The following is a 19,752-nucleotide window of genomic DNA, read 5'->3' on the forward strand; positions in this document are numbered from 1 at the left end:
AAATGGAAAAGGTACTAGTACAAAGGCACTCGATAAAAATTCACTTGTGCACAAAATACAAATCAAACACAATAGTGAATTTTATAACTGGCTGCAGCATGAACTAAGCGAACGCTTTGACTACGCCTGCTGTGAGGATTTAACAGCCTTTTACCGACTGCCTCGTGCCATCACACCAAAAGGACAGATTAAGTCCAACCAAAAACGCCATGAAAAAGATGACCGCTTTTTACTCGATGACCGTAGCCGCTATGTACTAGGCTGGAGTAACAAAGAAAAAATACAAACCTTACAGCAAAACCTACAGTTTAAACAGCAAAACGGACGGAAAAACCTTGATTGCCTAATGCTTTTGAGCAAACAGATAAATCAGATCTCAAAGCAGCGCGATGCTTGCCGAGATTTACGTCAATTTGATAATTATCAAAAACTAGACTGGCAAAGCATTTCCAGACAAATTGAGATTCTCACGCAAGAAAAAAATGATCTTGAAGAAACGTCTGATATCCTGAAATCACTACAACAATCTGTAATTGATACCAAACAGACGTTAAAAACCTGCGGCACCGAAAAACAACATATCCAGATACAGATTGGGCAATTAAGTCAACAACTCGCGGATAAATCAAAAAATCTCGAAGACATCGAACATTTATTGCATAATTTTAATTTTGAGCAACATCAAAAAACTATGACGTTGCTAGACAATTATTACCAGCAATTTCTTGGCGTTAAAAAACTGCATTTGCAGAATATATCCAGCACAAGAAACGAGTTGCGTGATAAGATACAGAGCAAAATTAATTATATTAATCAAAGCACAAAAGCAGTGCGTGAGAGCATTATTCGACAAATGCAGGAATACCGGCACCAGTACCCTGCTGAGACAAAAGAAATCGACGCATCGATTGCGGCTATTTCTGAATTTCAACAGATATTGAGTACTAGGCAAAAAGAAGATTTGCCCAAGCATGAAAAACGCTTTAAACAACTATTAAATGAAGGAACGATTAATAGTATCGCCTTATTTCAAAATCAACTGGATAAAGCAGCTAATGACATCGAGCAAAAAGTTGAGCGCATTAACCGCTCATTAAAAGAAATTGAGTATGATAATGGAACCTATATTGTTATCGTAACTTCACGCGCACAAGATGCGGATATACGCGACTTCCAACAAGCTTTGAAATCTTGTCTAAGCTACACCTTGTCAACCGAGGATTTATATAATGAGCAGAAATTCCTTCAGGTAAAAGCGCTTATTGAGCGTTTTAATGGCCGCGAAGGCTCTATCGAGGCAGATCGCCGCTGGCGACAAAAGGTTACTGACGTTAGGAACTGGTTTTTGTTTTCAGCAAGTGAGCGCTGGCAACAAGATCACCAAGAAAAACAATTTCATTCTGATTCATCGGGGAAATCAGGCGGGCAAAAGGAAAAACTTGCCTATACAATTCTAGCCTCGGCGCTAGCCTATCAATTTGGCTTGGAATGGGGAGAAACACACTCACGCTCTTTTCGCTTTGTTGCTATTGATGAGGCTTTTGGAAAGGGATCGGATGATAGTACACGCTATGCGTTGAAGCTTTTTGAAAAGCTAAATCTGCAACTTTTAATCGTCACACCTTTACAAAAAATCCATGTTATTGAGGACCACATTAAAACGCTACATTTCGTGCATAACCAGGATGGTTGCAACTCCCAATTAAAAATACTAAGTATCGATCATTATAAAAAACAAAAAAATTCGTACCAAGAACATCAAGAAGCTGCCACGCAAACTTTGCTATCTTGACCAAGCCACCTTTCAGTGAAACAAGCGTAAACTGCCAACAAAAGGGTGTGTTAGCATCGCATTGTGCACATTTGTGTTTGAATTGTCTTTTGCATAAAGTTCAAACCCTTATTGGCAAGGCATGAATGTGGGTTATCGCTAAAGCAGCAGAGGCCAAGCTATAAATTTATGATGGCTTGACTATAATATTTTTGAAACATCACAACAAGAGCTTTGAATGGCTGCTTTAAGTTTTAATACCAAATGATCACATTCTGCTTTTGTCATGATTAAAGGCGGCACAATGCGCACAATATTTTGATGCATAATATTAATAAGAATCCCGGCTTTTAAGGCATGTGCTTGCAAGTCTTTACAATCCTCATAAAACTCAATACCAATCATAAGCCCAACACCACGAATCGTTTTAATCTCCCCAATATTACCAAGTTGCTGTTTTAATTGATCATACAAATAAGCACCTGTATCAGCCACCTTATCTAAGAAATCCTGATCATCAATAATATCTAGAACCTTATCGGCTATAGCACAAACAAAAGGGTTCCCACCAAAGGTTGACCCATGAAACCCTGGTTTAAACAGATCTGCAATATGGTTTTTTGCCAGACAAACACCAATAGGTAAGCCATTGGCCAAGCCCTTTGCCAGTGTGACAATATCAGGCATAATCTGGCTGTGCTCAAAGGCAAAAAATTTTCCAGTTCTCCCCATAGCGGTTTGCACTTCATCTAAAATCAGCAGCACATCATATCGATTACATAACTGTCTTACTTGTTGCAGGTAATTTGGTTGTGGCAGGATTACACCGGCCTCGCCTTGGATTGGTTCCATAAATATGGCCACAATTTCACGATTATCCACTATCATTTTTTCTAATGCCTCAATATCATTAAACGGCACATTAAGGATTCCAGGCAATAAAGGAGAAAATTGATGTGAAACTGGATTATTTAAATATTGCGATACCATCGCCATGGTTCGCCCATGAAAGCCTTTTGTCATCGAGATAATTTTAGGATTTTCAAAGCCTTTTTGCTGCCCATAAAGTCTTGCTAATTTAATGGCAGTTTCATTTGCCTCAGCACCAGAATTGGCAAAAAAAGCCTTGCCTAATCCACTAATATTGCATAGCCGCACTGCTAGATTTTCCTGTTCAGGAATATGATAAAGATTAGAGACATGGATAAGATCGCTTACTTTTTCACGCATTAACGCAACAAGCGCAGGGTGATTATAGCCCAAAATATTTACAGCTAATGCCGCTATCGTATCTAAATAACGATTTCCCTTGTCATCCCACAACCAAACCCCCTGGCCTTTTGTAAATGATAATGGAACCTTATTATATGTATTCATTAAAAAATCATGCTTCACGTGTGCAATATCCCTATGTTGTTTCTATTGTTACTTAAAATCTAAGACTTTTGGCATTTTGCAATGCAGATAAGCGAAAAGCAAGTCTTCCCGCCATTTGGTTTTACAAATTTCAGTCATCAGTCAGTTTGTAAAGATTTTGCCTGTACTGTAAATCTGTTATACTACCGCCAAATTTATTGCTGACATATGACATGCTTATATCTTCAACAAAAAATAATTATCCGCACAGGCTCTGTATTGCACCAATGATTGATTGGACTGATCGACACTATCGCTATATGATGCGCCTGATCAGCAAAAAAGTGATGCTTTATACTGAAATGATCACTGCCAATGCCATTATTCATGGCCCAAGAGAGCGCTTACTTGCCTTTTCTTCCACTGAGGCGCCTGTTACCTTGCAACTGGGTGGGAACAATCCCAAAGATTTGGCGTTTTGCGCCAAATTGGCACAAAACCTGGGTTATAGTGAAATTAATTTAAATGTCGGCTGCCCAAGTGATCGCGTCTTACGTGGTGAGTTTGGTTTATCATTAATGTATAAGCCTGAAATTGTTTATCAATGCGTCGATGCGATGAAGCACGCTGTTGATATTCCTGTATCTGTAAAATGCCGCATTGGTGTTGATAATCATGACAGCTTTGACGCATTGGTTGCATTTATTGAAAAAATCGTTAAGGCCAACGCTGATTTTATCTGCATCCATGCAAGAAAAGGATGGCTTAACGGGCTAAGCCCAAAAGAAAATCGTACGATCCCGCCTTTGCAATATGACACTGTTTATCAGATAAAAAAACATTTTCCTAATCAAGCGATTGGTATAAATGGCGGTATTACAGACTTTGATCAGGTACAAAAGCATCTAGCATATGTTGACAGTGTTATGATTGGCCGTGAAGCCTATCATAACCCCATGCTATTTAAAGATGCAGACCATCTGTTTTATGGGCAAGAACAAAACACACTAACACCCTTTGACATCGCACAATCATTAATACCTTACATTGAAAGTGAACTCAAAGAAGACGGGGTGAAACTTAATCATATCACGCGTCATACATTAAATCTATTTAATGGCTATCCTAAGGCACGCCTTTACCGACGCTATCTAAGTGAAAACGCCTATCAAAAAGATGCAGGAATTGACGTATTTTGCAATGCGCTTAATTTGCTTGTACAAGCATAATTGTTTTTATTAACTGCTTTAGCTTTATAACGTCTGTTACCTGGTAGGTAAGTGAAGATGCTGGGAAAGCAGATACCTCATGCGTTTTACAGATCAGATGACTTGCAGAAAAATGCACCGCATCGACACCAGTAGTTATAATTTCACACACATTCTCTGAATGAATACCACTACCAGCCATTATTTCAATCTTACCTGAAAAGCAATCTACGGCTTTTTTTAATTCCCTCATTCCTCGATACGCTTTATCTGCAGCACCTGAGGTTAGAATCCGATCAACGCCAAGATCAACACAACATTGAATACTGCCTAAATAATCGCAAGTTAAGTCAATTGCTCGATGAAAAGTTGTTTGTAAACGATATTCTCTGGCCAGTTTCATAACCTGAGAAAGCTTATCTGTTGCAATCGTCTGATCTTGATTTAAACAGCCAAACACAATACCATCAATACCGCAAGCAGCCAATATATGTATTTCATCCAGCATTAGCTGAAAGTCGGTGTCATTATAAACGAAATCACCTGCTCTTGGACGGATCATTGCATGACAACTTGCATTTGAATGACGCTTTGCATAACGGACAAGTGCCACAGAAGGTGTTAACCCATCCAAGCCCAAAGCACTGCAAAGCTCTAAGCGATCAATCGCAAAATCACAGGTTATATCGATTGATTCTGTGTTATCAACACAAACTTCAATGTTCATTTTATTCTTTATTCTACACTTGCCAAAGCAAGCTCAATCATCTGTGTAAATGAGTTCTGCCTTTCCTCAGCTGTAGTCACCTCTTTTGTCACTAAAGAGTCAGACACTGTTAAAAGACAAGCTGCGCTCTTGCCATAAGCTTTGGCATTGGCAAATAATGCTGCTGATTCCATCTCAACAACACGACAGCCTTGTGTTTTAAAAATTGATTGATAGTCATCAAAGTTTTTACGATAAAATACATCAGAACAATGCACTTTTGCCTTCACAATATCAATATCACGTGATTCTGCGACTGCACTGATTTTAGCATTCAATGATTCCGTTGGCTTAACAAGTCTTGTTTTCTCACCGGTCACAATTTCAATAAAATCAGATTCACAATAAGACTCAGTAGTTAAAATCACATCGTATACCTTAATCGCTTCATCATAAGAACCACATGAACCAATGCGAATAATGTTTTCCACATCATAATCTGCAAATAACTCACGCGAGTAGATTCCCATGCTTGGCATTCCCATACCTGAGCCCATCACTGTAAGCTTTTTCCCTTTATAGGTCCCGGTAAAGGCAAGCATATTACGCACCTGGTTAATTTGCTGATAGTTCTTTAGATATTTATCAGCAATAAGCTTTGCACGAAGCGGGTCACCTGGCATAATCACTGTTTTGGCAAATAAATCTTTATCCTTTGCTTCAATATGGGGTGTTGGGATCATAAAAACCTCTTTTTTTATTCATAATGCAATCAAGAAAGAAAGTGTAATCTAACTGAAGTAAAATCACCATGAGTTTGTCAGCATTTTTGCTTTAAACAGGTACCATGCTTTCTATAGTTTATAAAAGTAACATTAATCCTCAATCACTCTATCTACGTCACCATGGGTTTTGCAGATGGAAACATAAGATTTACTGGTAATAAGCAAATAAAATACCGCAGAAACAACGCCCACAAACCAGGCATTTGGTTCGATGTACAATAACCACAGATATAAAAGAAACGGTGTAATAAACAGCAGTAATTTTTGCATACCTACTTTACGTTGTACAAAAGCATACAGTCCCAATAAAATCGTTAAAGAAACATTCACCATAAAAAGATCATGGCTTGGGATTGTTAACATAATAAGCCCCAATATGACAAAGACGATTAAACCAAACCAGCGGGTTTTTGGCGAAATTGCACCCATACTGATTGGTGCTGCCATATAACCGATAACATGGTAGCCTGTGACAACAACCATTAACGCAGCCCAGCTATCAGCATTAAACAGCACGATCGCAGATAATACCCAATTAACCAGCATTGAACGCTTAGAAAAGTTATAGACTGGATCAAGCTTTGCAATCCAGCGAGGCATTTGTCCTTCTGCTGACATCGCGTACAGCATTCTGGATGAAGCACCTAAATAAGTATAACCTGTGCCTGATGGACTTACAACACTATCTACCAGCAACAAAACTGCCACAAAGTTTAATCCTAAAAGCATCGCCAGGTTCAGTAATGGTGAGGAGAAGTTCAATCCTTGCCAACCACCTTTAGACAGTAACACATCATGCGGGATTGCCGACATAAATGCGTACTGCAAAGCCACATAAAGCCCCAAGATCACCAGCACAGATAAGATAATTGACAACGGCACATTACGCTTTGGATTCTTAATCTCACTGGCAAATGAAGCACTGACTTGAAACCCATTAAATGAATAAATAAGCCCTGCACCAATAATTGCCATCACAGCACTGCCAGGCCCAAAGACATCATTCGTCGGTAAAGAAAAATTGTTCGCAATTCCTGAATGATCAAGCCCTGCAATTAAGAAGATAATTACGGTAAAAACAGGGACAAAGACTTTCAAGATTGTTACCACATTATTAACCCGCGCAAGCAGCTTCACGCCATAGTAGTTAATCACCAGATAAACAAACAGGATAAATAATGCCAAAAATTTACCCGTATACGTAAGGCTGTGATGCTGCATTAAAACACTTGAACCAATTGCGGCTGACACATATTGTGTTGTTGCCTGGGCTTCGGTTGCAACAACCACCATAATGCCAAACCAGTTAGCAAAAGCAAATGGCATACCAAAAATGCCATTGTGAGATAATGAACTTGAACGTGTTGTTGCACCACGCACTGGATAGGTTGCGACGACTTTTGCCAAACACATTCCAACAAGCATCACTAAGATTGCGGCTAAAACCCATGCTAAAAATGCCCAGTTCCCCGCAATTTTAGCGGATAATTGCGCACTAAAAAGCCACCCTGAGCCTACCATACAGGTAGCGCTTAATAACGTTGCACTTAATAATGAGACACTCGTTTTTTTTGGCCTATACTCTGCTCCCATAAATACTCCCCTTTACTAATTTTTGTTTATAATCTACAAAACGCTTATCTAATATCTAGCAAAAAGCTTAATTTTATACACAAAAAGCTTATGCTGTGGCTTGCCCTTAATCAAAATTGACCATCTACAGCTGAACCATCATAACCGCTAAGACTTATTGCAGGCATGATGAGCATAGCAATAAGGATTCCACCCTTTGACGAATAGAGTTTATAGCCAACATCTGGTTTTGTAAATCATTAACATAGCTTTTTAGATACTAATTTTTCACCTACAGTAAAGACCTGTTTACCAAATGATCAATTGTGATCGATAAACACACTAATTCACTCAACCACCTGTCCTGCTGCAAAGCCAGATGACCAGGCCCACTGAAAATTATACCCGCCAAGCCAACCATGAACGTCTAATACTTCACCGATAAAGTAAAGTCCTGGGACTTTATGCGCACAAAAAGTTTTTGAAGAAATTTCATTGCAATCAACACCACCAATAGTAACCTCTGCTGTACGATAACCTTCTGTAGTACAAGGTTTAAGCTGCCAGTGCTGCAATTTTGCTTTAATGTGCTGAATCTGTTTGTCTGATAATGCTGCTATTTGCATATCTAAAAGGTTCTCATCGATTAAAACTGCTATTAAGCGCTTTGCCAGAAACTGTTCAAGATAAGTTTTTAATTTACATGTTATGCCAGCATTTCGCTTTTCAATTAAAATTTCATCTAAACATATATCAGGCAAAAGCTTGATTTCAATAGTATCTCCTGGCATCCAAAAGGATGAAATCTGTAAAATCGCCGGACCACTAATCCCGCGGTGTGTAAAAAGAATATTTTCTTGAAAGCTTACCCAATTACAACTGACTATTGCTTGTGCTGATATACCAGAGAGATGTTGAAACCTCTCCTTATCCTGGTTTGACAACACAAATGGGACAAGCCCTGCACGCGTTGCTGTTACTTTCAAGCCAAACTGTTTGGCTATCTGATAACCAAAACCACTTGCACCCATGCTGGGAATCGACAAGCCACCGGTTGCAATCACAAGCGATGTGGTATAATAATCAGCTTGTGATGTTTTTAAAAAAAAGCCGCCTTCAGCTTCTTTTACCACTTTCTCAACTTTAGTGTTAAGTTTAATTTCAACACCATAAGTCTTGCATTCTGCTAACAGGATATCGACGATTTCTTTTGATTTATGATCACAAAAAAGCTGCCCTAATGTCTTTTCATGATAGGCTAATTGATATTTTTCTACCAAGGTAATAAAGTCCCACTGTGTGTAACGGCTTAACGCTGATTTATAAAAATGTGGATTACAGGCGTAAAAGCGATCAAAAGCGACATAATAGTTGGTAAAATTGCAACGCCCACCACCAGACATTAAAATTTTCTTTCCCACTTTGTTCGCATGATCAATCACCAACACGTTCTTTTTTCGTTTGGCTGCTTCAATTGCGCACATAAGCCCTGAGGCACCTGCACCAATAATGATGACATCTTTTTTCATTTTTACTTTCTTTACCTTATTGCTAAAAATATATCAAACCATAAGAAATTCACTTGGCTAAGTAGCGCAAACATACCATAATTACCCCTAATTACTAAATGTTTTTAAATGAAATATTGCGATGCTGAGTTATTTAAAAATTAAAAACTTTGCCATTATCCAACAAAGTGAAATTCACTTCAAACAAGGCATGACAACGATCACAGGCGAAACAGGTGCTGGGAAGTCAATTCTTATTGATGCATTAAACATTGTACTTGGTGCGCGTGTTGATAAAACAGCTATTAATCAGCAAACATGCGAGATCTCAGCTATTTTTCTCATCGATGATATCCCACAGGCAAAAAGCTTTATCCAGGAAAATGAACTTGGCAGCGAATCAGAATGTATCCTGCGCCGTGTTGTCTATAAAGACGGCAGAACACGTGCTTTTATCAATGACACACCTGTCACCTTACAGCAGCTGAAAAAACTTTCGCAACATATCATGAGTCTTTATGGTCAAAATGCACATCACTCACTGCTTGAGAATGATGTTCAACTTGAGCGCCTTGACACTTATGCAGGGCTTTTAAGTGATGTTGAAGTCCTAAGCCAGATCTATGCTCAATTACAAAGAATCAACACACAGATTAATCTTGAGCAACAACGCATAGCACAACAACAAACACAACAGGCGCTTTTACAGTATCAATACGATGAGCTCTCTCAACTTACCTTACATGAAAATGAACTTGCCACACTGGATGATGAACAAAAAAAACTGGCTAGCGCGGAAGATAAGACAAAATCACTTTATCACATATGCGATCAACTCTATGAAAGTGAGCACAGCATCATCAACCAGCTCGAGCAGCTTATTACACTTGCAAATACCTATGAAACAGATGATCTTAATGAACTGAATAATCTTTTAGACCAGGCAAAGGTATATTTACAAGAAGCTGTACAAGAAGCCAAAGCACAACAGAATAATATTGAAATCAACCCAGAGAAACTTGCAGAAATTGAAAACCGTTTAGATGAAATACACACACTTGCCAGAAAACATAAAATTGCACCAACACAGCTATATGAATATGCAAAGACAATTGCCCAACAGTTAGAACAACTTGAAAAAGATGCTGATTGCCTGGCAAAACTTCAAACACAAAAGATCTCAATTGAAAATGACTTCTATAGCAAAGCACAAAAGCTAAGTCAAAAACGCCAACAAGCAGCCAAGACGTTTGCCAAAGAAGTTCAACACTATATTCGTAAACTAAATATTCCCCACGGTGAATTTTATGTCAAAATACACCATAAACCTCAACCTTCCGCCACAGGTAGCGATCAATGTGAATTTTTAATTAACTTCAATAAAGGGCAAACACCCTCACCAATTGACAAGGTTGCCTCAGGTGGTGAATTAAGCCGAATTGGGCTTGCAGTGCATGTTGTATCATCAAAAAAAATCGCACCACCTACACTTATTTTTGATGAGGTAGACGTTGGTATCAGTGGCGCTACTGCCGAAGTTGTTGGCCATTTATTAAAACAGATTGCACAAAGAGCACAAATTTTATGTATCACGCATCAAGCTCAGGTTTCTATTCAAGGTGATCAACAACTACATATTATTAAAAAGCACTTTAAAGACGCGACTATCTCCCAGGTTATTGAACTGACGCCACAACAGCGCATTGAAGAAACTGCTCGAATTATCGGTGGAGTTGATATTACCGATAAAACCCGACAGCATGCCAAAGAAATGTATGAGCTTTTTCATCCTTAAGCACTGAAGTTATGCACTTAGTCACATTATTATCGCTTAACGGCCCATGTGATAAGCATTAGAAGTCTAAGGCGCGATGACCAGAACAATAAGGCTATCCTTTATCAAGGTCCCGTCGTCGTTGCTTGGTGGGGACCCATAAAGCATTATCAAGTAAACACTTGTAAAAATACAAAGCAATAAAATCTGTAAAATAACGCTTAAACGGTATACAATATTTAACAAACGGTAAAACAGCTTAAAAAGAGCAAGAAACACGCCTTATGTCATATGAAGTCCTTGCAAGAAAGTACCGCCCACAAGATTTTACCCAGGTTTCTGGGCAACAACATATCTTAAAAAGCCTTATTCATGCATTAGATCAAAATCGTTTACATCATGCTTATCTTTTTACAGGCACACGTGGTGTTGGCAAAACATCGTTGGCAAGGCTTTTTGCTAAATCAATTAACTGCCTTGAAGGCATTTCTTCAACACCTTGTCAAAAATGCCGTAATTGCCAGGCGATTGCGCAGGGAAATTTTGTTGATTTAATTGAAATTGATGCAGCCTCCCGAACAAAAGTTGAGGACACCAGAGAAGTACTTGATAATATACAATATATGCCAAGCCAGGGTCGCTTTAAAGTTTATTTGATTGATGAGGTTCACATGCTATCAAATCACAGCTTTAATGCATTATTAAAAACGTTAGAAGAGCCACCAGAGCATGTAAAGTTTTTACTTGCCACAACAGACCCTCAAAAATTACCTGTGACCATTTTATCCCGCTGCCTTCAGCTTAATCTTAAACACTTAAATCCGCCGCAGATCACACAACAACTACAAACGATTTTAAATCAAGAACATATCACCTATGAACAAGAGGGTCTTCAGTTAATTGCGCAAGCAGCCAAAGGCAGCATGCGTGATGCCCTTAGTATCAGTGACCAGGCAATTGCCTTTGGTAATGGACAGGTAATATCTGCTCAAGTAAAAGAAATGCTTGGCGTCATCGATAATGACATGGTAGAACAACTGATTAATTTTATTCTTGATAAAAATACTCAGAATATTATTCATTATTGTGATGAGATTATCAGCGCAGGAAAAGATCCTGAAAGCGTCCTAAATGCGTTAGCCGAATGCTTTTACCAAAGCAGCATTTATGCCTTTTTACCTAAAACGCAACAATCTGGTGACAGCATAATATCAAAGCTATCTCAACAATTAACGATCGATACACTGCAAGCTTATTATCAATCAACGATTCAAGCAAAAGAGCTCATCCCTTTAGCGCCCACCCCACAATGTGGCCTTGGGATGGCGCTTCTTAAGCTGTGTACATTTTCTAATACGAATACTACTACTGCCACTTCTTCCCAAAACACCGTAAAACCTGACCTGAAAAACACATTGTGTGATCGCAATACAGATAAACAGACACTCACAGAATTATCTAATAATGGCTCACAACCACAACCAAGCCATACACCTTCAACAATAAAAGGTGAAGATGTAAAGCATAATAACTTATCACCTGACTGGTATCAGCTAAGCCAGCGTCTAAATTTAAAGGGGACTGCTTTACAAGTCGTACTAAATGCCGTGGTACACCAGCAAATGGATAATGAATATATCTTGCAAGCAAATAAAAATGTGCATCCTCTAATCACGGATAATGTACAGCAAAAAATTCAACATGCGCTGTCTGAAAAGCTTGGAAAAGAGATTAAACTTACCTTCACACACCAATTAGAAAAAAAAACAAATTCACAGCTGTCAATTGCCAAAAAACCAATGGCGATAAAAAACACTCATGATCATCAACAACACATCACCCCTGCGCAGATCAATCAAAAAAACAAACAAAACAAGATTAATGCTATTGTTGATGAGCTAAACACACACCCTGATATCAAAAAACTCAAAGATTATGGTTTTGCATTAGATCAACAAAGCATTCGTTTGAAAGAGCCTTCATAAAAACATGGTCATTTTTATGTTTCCCTTTATAATAAGACGCAATATACAAATAGGACAATATAATATATGAATATCGATTTTAGCTTTTGGCTACTGGTGCTGACAATTGCCTCAGGGGTTATTGCCGCTATCGACAAATGGAAATTTGAACCAAAACGGCTTGCCCCGGTAAGTGATAAACTTGCCAGCATGAGCAAAAAACAAAAAAAACAGTTTATCCAAAAAGATAAAACCTTAAAACCCCCATTTTTTGCCGATTATGCGCGATCACTTTTTAGCGTGTTTTTAATCGTTTTTATTCTGCGCGGGTTTTTTATTGGGAATTTTTTAATTCCATCTGCTTCAATGACGCCAACCTTACCAGTGGGCAATTTTATTTTAGTGAATAAAACTGCTTATGGCATTAGAAATCCTATTACCAATACAACCTGGATTAAAACAGCTTTACCACAACGTGGTGATATCGTTGTATTTCATTATCCTGTCAACCCTGGTGTTGATTTTATTAAACGTGTCATTGGCCTGCCTGGTGATGTTATCTCTTATCAGGATAAAAAACTCACCATTAACGGCAAAGCCATTTCCTATACCGATTGCCATGACAACCAAGTCAATAGCTACAATGGCAATGGCAGTAATACGATTTGTACCGAGCATTTAGGCAATGTTCCACATCAAGTCGACTGGCGCGATAATGCCCCATCTGCAAATTTTAAAAATCTTACGGTACCTAAGGACATGTACTTTGTAATGGGTGACAATCGTGATAACAGTGAAGACAGCCGTTATTGGGGATTTGTCCCAGAAAAGGATCTTGTTGGAAAAGCAAGTTTTGTCTGGTTTAGTTGGAATAGTTTAAATCATTCAATACGTTGGAGTGAAATAGGTAGAATACTATAATGTTACAAAATTTATCCAGTTTATATCGTTTAATCGGTTATCAGTTTAAAGATGAATCTCTGGCCAATCAGGCACTGACACACAGAAGCAAAAACAAAAAGCACAATGAACGCCTGGAGTTTTTAGGTGATGCCATACTTAGTATGATTATTGCAGAAAAGCTTTATCATCAATTTCCAAATGAAGATGAGGGCAATCTCTCACTGCTTCGGATGTATTTGGTGCGCGGTAAAACCTTAACAGACATGGCACAGCATTTTAAGCTTGGTGAATATATGGTCTTTGGTATTGGTGAGTTAAAATCTGGCGGCCATAAACGTGCCCGACTTTTAGAAGATGCATTTGAAGCGCTTATTGGTGCAATTTATCTGGACAGTGACCTTGATACCGTCAAGCGATGTATTTTGAACTGGTATCAGGACAAATTAAAAAACTTAAGTGTTGAAGAGCATACCAAAGATCCAAAATCCCGCCTTCAGGAATATTTACAAGGCACGATTCAAATGAAACCTGTTTATCAGGTAACAAATATTGAAGGTGATGATCACGATCAGACTTTTTGCGTTGAAGTCTCACTTGGCAGTCTTGATCAAACTTACCAAGGAAAGGGAAAGTCACGAAAAGCTGCTGAACACCAGGCTGCCAAAACAGCATTAGATCACGTATTACCAAAAAAAGATAACTAACCATGGCCAGAAAACGCAAAGGTATTGCTATTAATGGCATTATTGTTGTTGATAAACCAAAAGGTGCAAGCTCTAACCATGTTCTGCAACAGGTAAAACGATTATTCAATGCCCAAAAAGCAGGCCACACCGGAAGCCTTGATCCCATGGCAACAGGCGTTTTACCCATTTGTTTTGGTCAAGCCACACGTATCTCGCAATACCTGCTTGATGCCGATAAGGCTTATATTGCAACCATTCAATTAGGCAAAACGACAGACACAGGCGATGCTGAAGGGCAGATATTAACACAAGAATCACCGCCATTACTTGATATGCAAGAGCTTCAAAATTTACTTGATCTCTTTATCGGTGAAATACAGCAAACACCACCGATGTATAGCGCATTAAAACATCAAGGCCAACCTTTATACAAGCTTGCAAGAAAAGGAATTGAAATAACAAGACCGCCCAGGCTTATTCATATTTATCAGCTTGACTGTATGGGCTATGATTCAGAAAATCATACAATTAACGTTTATGTAAAATGTTCAAAGGGTACCTATATTCGCGCACTTGCAATAGATATTGGTGAAAAAATCGGTTGCGGTGCACATTTAAGTGCACTTAAACGAGTGCAGTGCGGTTTATTAACGGATAAAGAAATGGTTTCACTGGAAAAACTCAACGCATTATCTTCACAACAGATGCTGCAATATATCTATAGTAGCGAATACCCGTTTACAGATTGCCCGATTTTTACTATACCTAAAGACGAGATAGATATATTTTACCGCACAGGGAAGCTCATGAACACGCAAAAGCTACATGGCATTGTAAGACTTTATGACGAGAATGCGCAATTTATTGCCATTGCTAATTTCGATCAAGGACAATTAATCAAAAAACAATTTTTTCTACAAGGTATAATGGAACATGACCAAAAAAACGTACAGCATTGAAAATGACCCTAATAAAATACAAGAAGCGCAAAAATACGATAATCCGATTCCAAGCCGCCAATTAATTCTAACTTTTCTTCAAGATGCAAAGTATCCAGTCTTATTTGATAGCATTGCAAAAGCACTTGCTTTATATAAAGATTCACAGCTTGAGGCACTGTCCAACCGTTTAAGCGCGATGGTGCGAGATGAACAACTCAAACAAAATGGTAATTATTTTCGCCCATATACGCAGGTTGATCATATTGTCAAAGGCAAAGTATATCTGCAAAATGATGGAACAGCCAAGGTTGTTGCCAATGACCAAAGCCAGTCTGCATTTTTACCACAACATCAGGCAAAAATCGTTTTTGATGGTGATATCATTTGTGCCTGTGTTATCGGGATTAATCGTAAAAACAAGCTTGAGGCACGGATTGATAGCATTGTAAAACGCAACACAAAAAATATTACAGGGCGATACTTTCATTATTTAGACACACACATCGTGCAACCTGTTAGTAAGACAATGCCAAAAAATATCCTGTTAACGCCACCCCCTAAAGCCTTAGAGCCAAATACTTTAATCAGTGCTGATATCGTTATCCAGCCTTCTGAATATGGCCCAGCTGTTGCAGCTTTTAATGAAGTGATACAGGAAGAATCCCCAATATTAACCGCAATTGCCATTGCCAGTCAAAAACATAACCTTGTCGAAGAATGGTCATTAAAAACAAAAAATGCCGTTAAAAAACTGCCTAAAAAGGTTGAAGACAAAGAAATCAAAACACGTATAGACTTGCGCGATTTTCCTTTTGTTACGATTGATGGAGAAGATGCAAAAGACTTTGATGATGCCGTTTTTGCCAGAAAAAGCACAACAGGCGGCTGGAAGCTTTATGTTGCTATTGCCGATGTATCTTATTATGTGCGACCAACAAGTGCACTGGATCACGAGGCACAAATGCGCTCGACTTCTGTATATTTCCCAGGTTATGTTATCCCAATGCTGCCAGAGGCACTATCCAATGAGTTATGCTCATTAAAACCAAAAGTCGACCGGCTTTCTTTAGTGTGTGAGATGAATGTGAGCAAAACGGGTAAACTCACCCGTTATAAATTTTATTCTGCTGTTATTAATTCAAAAGCAAGGCTGACTTATACAGAGGTTGATAAATTATTTAAACATAAAGATACGAGCATTTATTACAATCAGCCGGAAGTTATCCCACATTTATTCGACTTATATGATTTATATCAAGCATTAGCAAAAAGACGGCAAGAACGTGGTGCAATTGACTTTGATACGATCGAGACACAAATTATTCTAGATGAACATAAGCACATTTCCTCCATTATTCCACGACATCGAAACGATGCCCATCGTTTGATTGAAGAGTGTATGTTATTAACAAATGTTGCTACAGCACGCTTTATTGAGAAAAATAAAATACCCGCGCCTTTTCGTGTTCACCAGGCGCCACCTGAATCTAAGGTAAAAGAGTTAAAATCTTATCTGCGCTCTTTAGGGATTACTTTTACAACAAGCAAAGATGGGGTACAACCCCAGGATTATGCTCAAATGTTGGAATCTGCTAAAACACGTGCAGATTTCCATAACATCCAGCTAATGACATTAAAAAGCATGAACCAGGCGGTTTATACCCCTGATAATGCTGGACACTTTGGCTTAGCTTATGATGCTTATACCCACTTTACCTCGCCTATTCGTCGCTATCCGGATTTAATAACACACCGTGTGATTAAATATATTCTAAAAGAGAAATCCTTTGGGTCACAACAATACACACAAGCACAGCTTGATCAAATCTGCACCCATGCATCAGGACAGGAAAGAAATGCAGATTCTGCCTCAATGGATGTTGAAAAGTGGCTTAAATGTCATTTTCTTCAGGATCGTATTGGCGATCTTTTTGAGGCTAAAATCGTGCATATTACCGGTTTTGGCATGTTTGTTGAACTGCTTGAAAACTATATTGAAGGCTTGGTACATATTGCCTCAATGCAAGGAGATTTTTATGTCTTTGATGAAATCCAGCACAAACTTATCGGCCAGCGAACTAAAAAGACCTTCTCCTTAGGGCAAAAAGTACAAGTGCAACTTATTCGTGCAGATATGGAAGGTGGGCATATTGACTTTGAGCTAACCGAAAATGGCAAAGGCCGAAGTAATTTTGAAAGCTATGAGCCATCTTATCGTCAAAAGCCTAATAAGCCGCGCCGCCCTTTTAAGAAAAGAGCAAAAAAATCAACAACTGCACGTGTAACAAAAGAGCGGGATATCGAGGTCGATACGCCGCCTAAAGATCAAGCCAGTAAAAAGAAAAAAACGAAAAGAAGGTCAAAAATGCGTAAGAAAACCAATGCCAAAAATAAGGCAATGGACAACTAATATATTTTTTTATTCATCATCAGCATGCTTTGGATATACAATCACCAAAGGGTTATCCGGATACTCTACACCTTGTGGTTCAAAGTATGCTCGCATCCATGTATTAAAGTTATATGATGTAACTTTCGTTGCGTCTTGATGACTATAATCATAGTAAGGTATTTTGCTAGTGAAGTATATTTTCCCATATGTACAACCAGAATCTGGTTGAGTAGACACGGCAAATACAGGTTGTATTAATGTTATACCCCAAGCATCAGTAAAGGTTACAAACTCACCCCATAGCTGATGATTTGTCGCTGCTTTATTAAAGCCAGGAAGTGAAATATATTTATAATTATCACCCGCAGGAACAACACTGTTTATATTATCGCCTACAATACTCATATCATATGAAGTATCATTTTGTAACGTAAAGGTTAAACTGTTATTCATATTTGCGGCGCTATGAAGGTACACTGTAGATGAGCTTGGGCTTGGCACTGTAAAACTAAAACCTTCTGTTGTTAATAATGCTTGTGCTCTTTTATAAGTATCCGTTTGCTTATGTTGTTCAATTTTTTGCAAGGTACTATCAATAAGGTTTTGATAGGCTTGTTGTAGTGATTCAACGGTTAAATTATTCTGCTTTGCGACATTACTGGCAAGGTTTTGCACATCAGAAACAAACTGGTTGCTAGTATTCGTTACCCAATTATTCTCGTCTTGAAGCACATTAACAAAAGTATCTACATGTAAGTCCCAGTCATATACATTCTGGTATTGATTTCTCAAATAATCTTCCCAATCATCTAAGCTTTCTCTTGTATTCATCTGCGCTAAGTCATTCGCAATTTTATTCAAATTATTTTGCGTTGCCTGAAGCCTGGCAAAATTATTTACATTATCAATTATTTCCTGTAAAACCAGATAGTGTTGATCCAGAGAACTTACAGCCCCATAAGTAGCTACTATTGTCGGTAAGGATAAGATATCCGGTGCTGAATCAGATGCACTTGTTTTGCCGACAATACCAAAATTATAGCTATTGCTTGTATCTTGGCTGACGACCGAATTTAGATAGTTTTGAAGGTTTGAAACATCTGTGTTAAAATTACTATAGCCACTAGCACTATTACTATTAGCATGACTGGTTGATTGAAACCCTGCTGTACTTAACTTACCTGGCTCACCACCTAGTTGATGTACTTCTAAAGAAACTGTAACACCATTTTGGGTTTTAGTTAATGCGTGCTTATAATTATTAGACAGCGAAGCAATGCTACTATAACTTGCTTTCACCTTGTCAGAGAAAGTTTTTCTATCACTGCTTGACTCAAAGCTAAAATGAACAATACCATTAACCATAATGCCAGAGGCAACGCTTTTAATCATGCCAAAACCATAATTACTAATCAGTGTATAAGCATAATTAATGATATCCTGCTGATTAGTTAAGCTCATATAATGCTGCAGATCACTCTTTAATGAAGAGTTATCATAATAATTTTTATTATAACTCACCTCTTTAAGCCCATGATAAACACCATTAATAACATAGTTATATGATTTACTTGAAGAAGACAGTGTGTTACCAAAACTTGTGGAATTAGACACTGAAAAAGGGCCAAAGCCAGCAGAAACGCCAAATGTATCACTCATGCTTTTCGTGGAAGATTCACTGTCACCTGTCATATTCGCCGTAATAGACAGCGTTGGGTTCTGTAATGGCACCTGCCCACTAAAACCATAGCTTCCATTAGGAACAACTGAATTTGCTAATGCGGGGATAATACCACGCCCAATCGTCAAGCGATCTACTTTAAAGGGAAGGTTAGCTTTATATTCTTTTAATAAAACTTTACGTAAATTTGGATTTCTCGTTTGTGACAATTCTTTCAAAATAACATCAGATGGAATTTTTTCCTTTTCTGCTTCTAAACTACTTGAATTTATAAAACCTGTTGTACTTGCCATGGCTGGCATATATACCCCAATAGCTAATAGACTTGTTAGTGTTAACTTCTTTACGCCACCAAATTTCATATTTCTCTCCTGTTATATTGGTTAATATAAATACTGCTTCTATTGTTATAAGTATTTTAATTAGAACACCTTTTGATCTGGTCACTATTAAACCAACACAAAGAAATAACCACAATGATAAAATTTGCAGTGCGAAACGCAAT

General features: G+C 38.2%; 14 protein-coding genes. 8 read left to right on the forward strand and 6 right to left on the reverse strand.

What is annotated here, in order from left to right:
- Window positions 1-1,792, forward strand: a 1,792-nt coding sequence (locus DNK84_RS05615) for an ATP-binding protein (protein ID WP_268876890.1), incomplete at its 5' end; no start/stop codon positions are given.
- A 180-nt stretch (window positions 1,793-1,972) separates the two neighbouring features.
- Here the strand turns inward: DNK84_RS05615 and DNK84_RS05620 are convergent.
- Window positions 1,973-3,148 (reverse strand): aspartate aminotransferase family protein, encoded by a 1,176-nt coding sequence (locus DNK84_RS05620; RefSeq protein WP_119343594.1) that lies wholly within the window; start codon window positions 3,146-3,148, stop codon window positions 1,973-1,975.
- A gap of 266 nt (window positions 3,149-3,414) precedes the next feature.
- On the opposite strand from DNK84_RS05620, the gene dusA reads away from it, so the two are divergent.
- On the forward strand, window positions 3,415-4,356 hold the full coding sequence (gene dusA / locus DNK84_RS05625) for a tRNA dihydrouridine(20/20a) synthase DusA (protein ID WP_235826836.1): 942 nt from the start codon (window positions 3,415-3,417) through the stop codon (window positions 4,354-4,356).
- Here dusA and DNK84_RS05630 read toward each other — a convergent pair.
- The 4 genes from DNK84_RS05630 to DNK84_RS05645 all read right to left on the reverse strand — a co-directional run bounded on the left by DNK84_RS05630 (window position 4,334) and on the right by DNK84_RS05645 (window position 8,927).
- The gene (locus DNK84_RS05630) at window positions 4,334-5,062 is read right to left on the reverse strand and encodes a copper homeostasis protein CutC (RefSeq protein WP_119343575.1); all 729 of its coding nucleotides are present in this window, start codon (window positions 5,060-5,062) and stop codon (window positions 4,334-4,336) included. The two genes, dusA and DNK84_RS05630, sit on opposite strands and share 23 nt — an antisense overlap.
- An 8-nt stretch (window positions 5,063-5,070) precedes the next feature.
- The gene (deoD, locus tag DNK84_RS05635; protein ID WP_119343576.1) at window positions 5,071-5,784 is read right to left on the reverse strand and encodes a purine-nucleoside phosphorylase; all 714 of its coding nucleotides are present in this window, start codon (window positions 5,782-5,784) and stop codon (window positions 5,071-5,073) included.
- A gap of 132 nt (window positions 5,785-5,916) precedes the next feature.
- A complete protein-coding gene (locus tag DNK84_RS05640) occupies window positions 5,917-7,419 on the reverse strand; it encodes an APC family permease (protein ID WP_119343577.1) in 1,503 nt (500 codons plus the stop codon).
- Window positions 7,420-7,745: 326 nt separating this feature from the next.
- Window positions 7,746-8,927: a BaiN/RdsA family NAD(P)/FAD-dependent oxidoreductase gene (locus DNK84_RS05645; protein WP_119343578.1), complete on the reverse strand. Its 1,182-nt coding sequence runs from the start codon at window positions 8,925-8,927 to the stop codon at window positions 7,746-7,748.
- Window positions 8,928-9,048: 121 nt separating this feature from the next.
- On the opposite strand from DNK84_RS05645, the gene recN reads away from it, so the two are divergent.
- From recN to rnr, 6 genes are all read left to right on the forward strand, one after another.
- Entirely contained in the window at window positions 9,049-10,701 is a 1,653-nt protein-coding gene (recN, locus tag DNK84_RS05650; protein ID WP_119343579.1) for a DNA repair protein RecN, read from the forward strand.
- Between the two features lie 263 nt (window positions 10,702-10,964).
- Window positions 10,965-12,665, forward strand: coding sequence for a DNA polymerase III subunit gamma/tau (dnaX, locus tag DNK84_RS05655; RefSeq protein WP_119343580.1), 1,701 nt, complete (start codon window positions 10,965-10,967; stop codon window positions 12,663-12,665).
- A 66-nt stretch (window positions 12,666-12,731) separates the two neighbouring features.
- Window positions 12,732-13,565, forward strand: a complete 834-nt coding sequence (lepB, locus tag DNK84_RS05660) for a signal peptidase I (RefSeq protein WP_119343581.1) — start codon at window positions 12,732-12,734, stop codon at window positions 13,563-13,565.
- Window positions 13,565-14,251 (forward strand): ribonuclease III, encoded by a 687-nt coding sequence (rnc, locus tag DNK84_RS05665; RefSeq protein WP_119343582.1) that lies wholly within the window; start codon window positions 13,565-13,567, stop codon window positions 14,249-14,251. The genes lepB and rnc overlap by 1 nt, the downstream gene beginning before the upstream one ends.
- Before the next feature lie 2 nt (window positions 14,252-14,253).
- Window positions 14,254-15,192, forward strand: a complete 939-nt coding sequence (gene truB, locus DNK84_RS05670) for a tRNA pseudouridine(55) synthase TruB (RefSeq protein ID WP_119343583.1) — start codon at window positions 14,254-14,256, stop codon at window positions 15,190-15,192.
- Window positions 15,167-17,584: a ribonuclease R gene (gene rnr, locus DNK84_RS05675; RefSeq protein WP_119343584.1), complete on the forward strand. Its 2,418-nt coding sequence runs from the start codon at window positions 15,167-15,169 to the stop codon at window positions 17,582-17,584. Before truB ends, rnr begins: the two co-directional genes overlap by 26 nt.
- A gap of 9 nt (window positions 17,585-17,593) precedes the next feature.
- Here the strand turns inward: rnr and DNK84_RS05680 are convergent, their stop codons facing one another.
- Window positions 17,594-19,609, reverse strand: a complete 2,016-nt coding sequence (locus DNK84_RS05680) for a hypothetical protein (RefSeq protein ID WP_119343585.1) — start codon at window positions 19,607-19,609, stop codon at window positions 17,594-17,596.
- Window positions 19,610-19,752: the final 143 nt, after the last annotated feature.

The sequence above is a fragment of the Facilibium subflavum genome (assembly GCF_003574485.1).
Lineage (GTDB): Bacteria > Pseudomonadota > Gammaproteobacteria > Francisellales > Francisellaceae > Facilibium > Facilibium subflavum.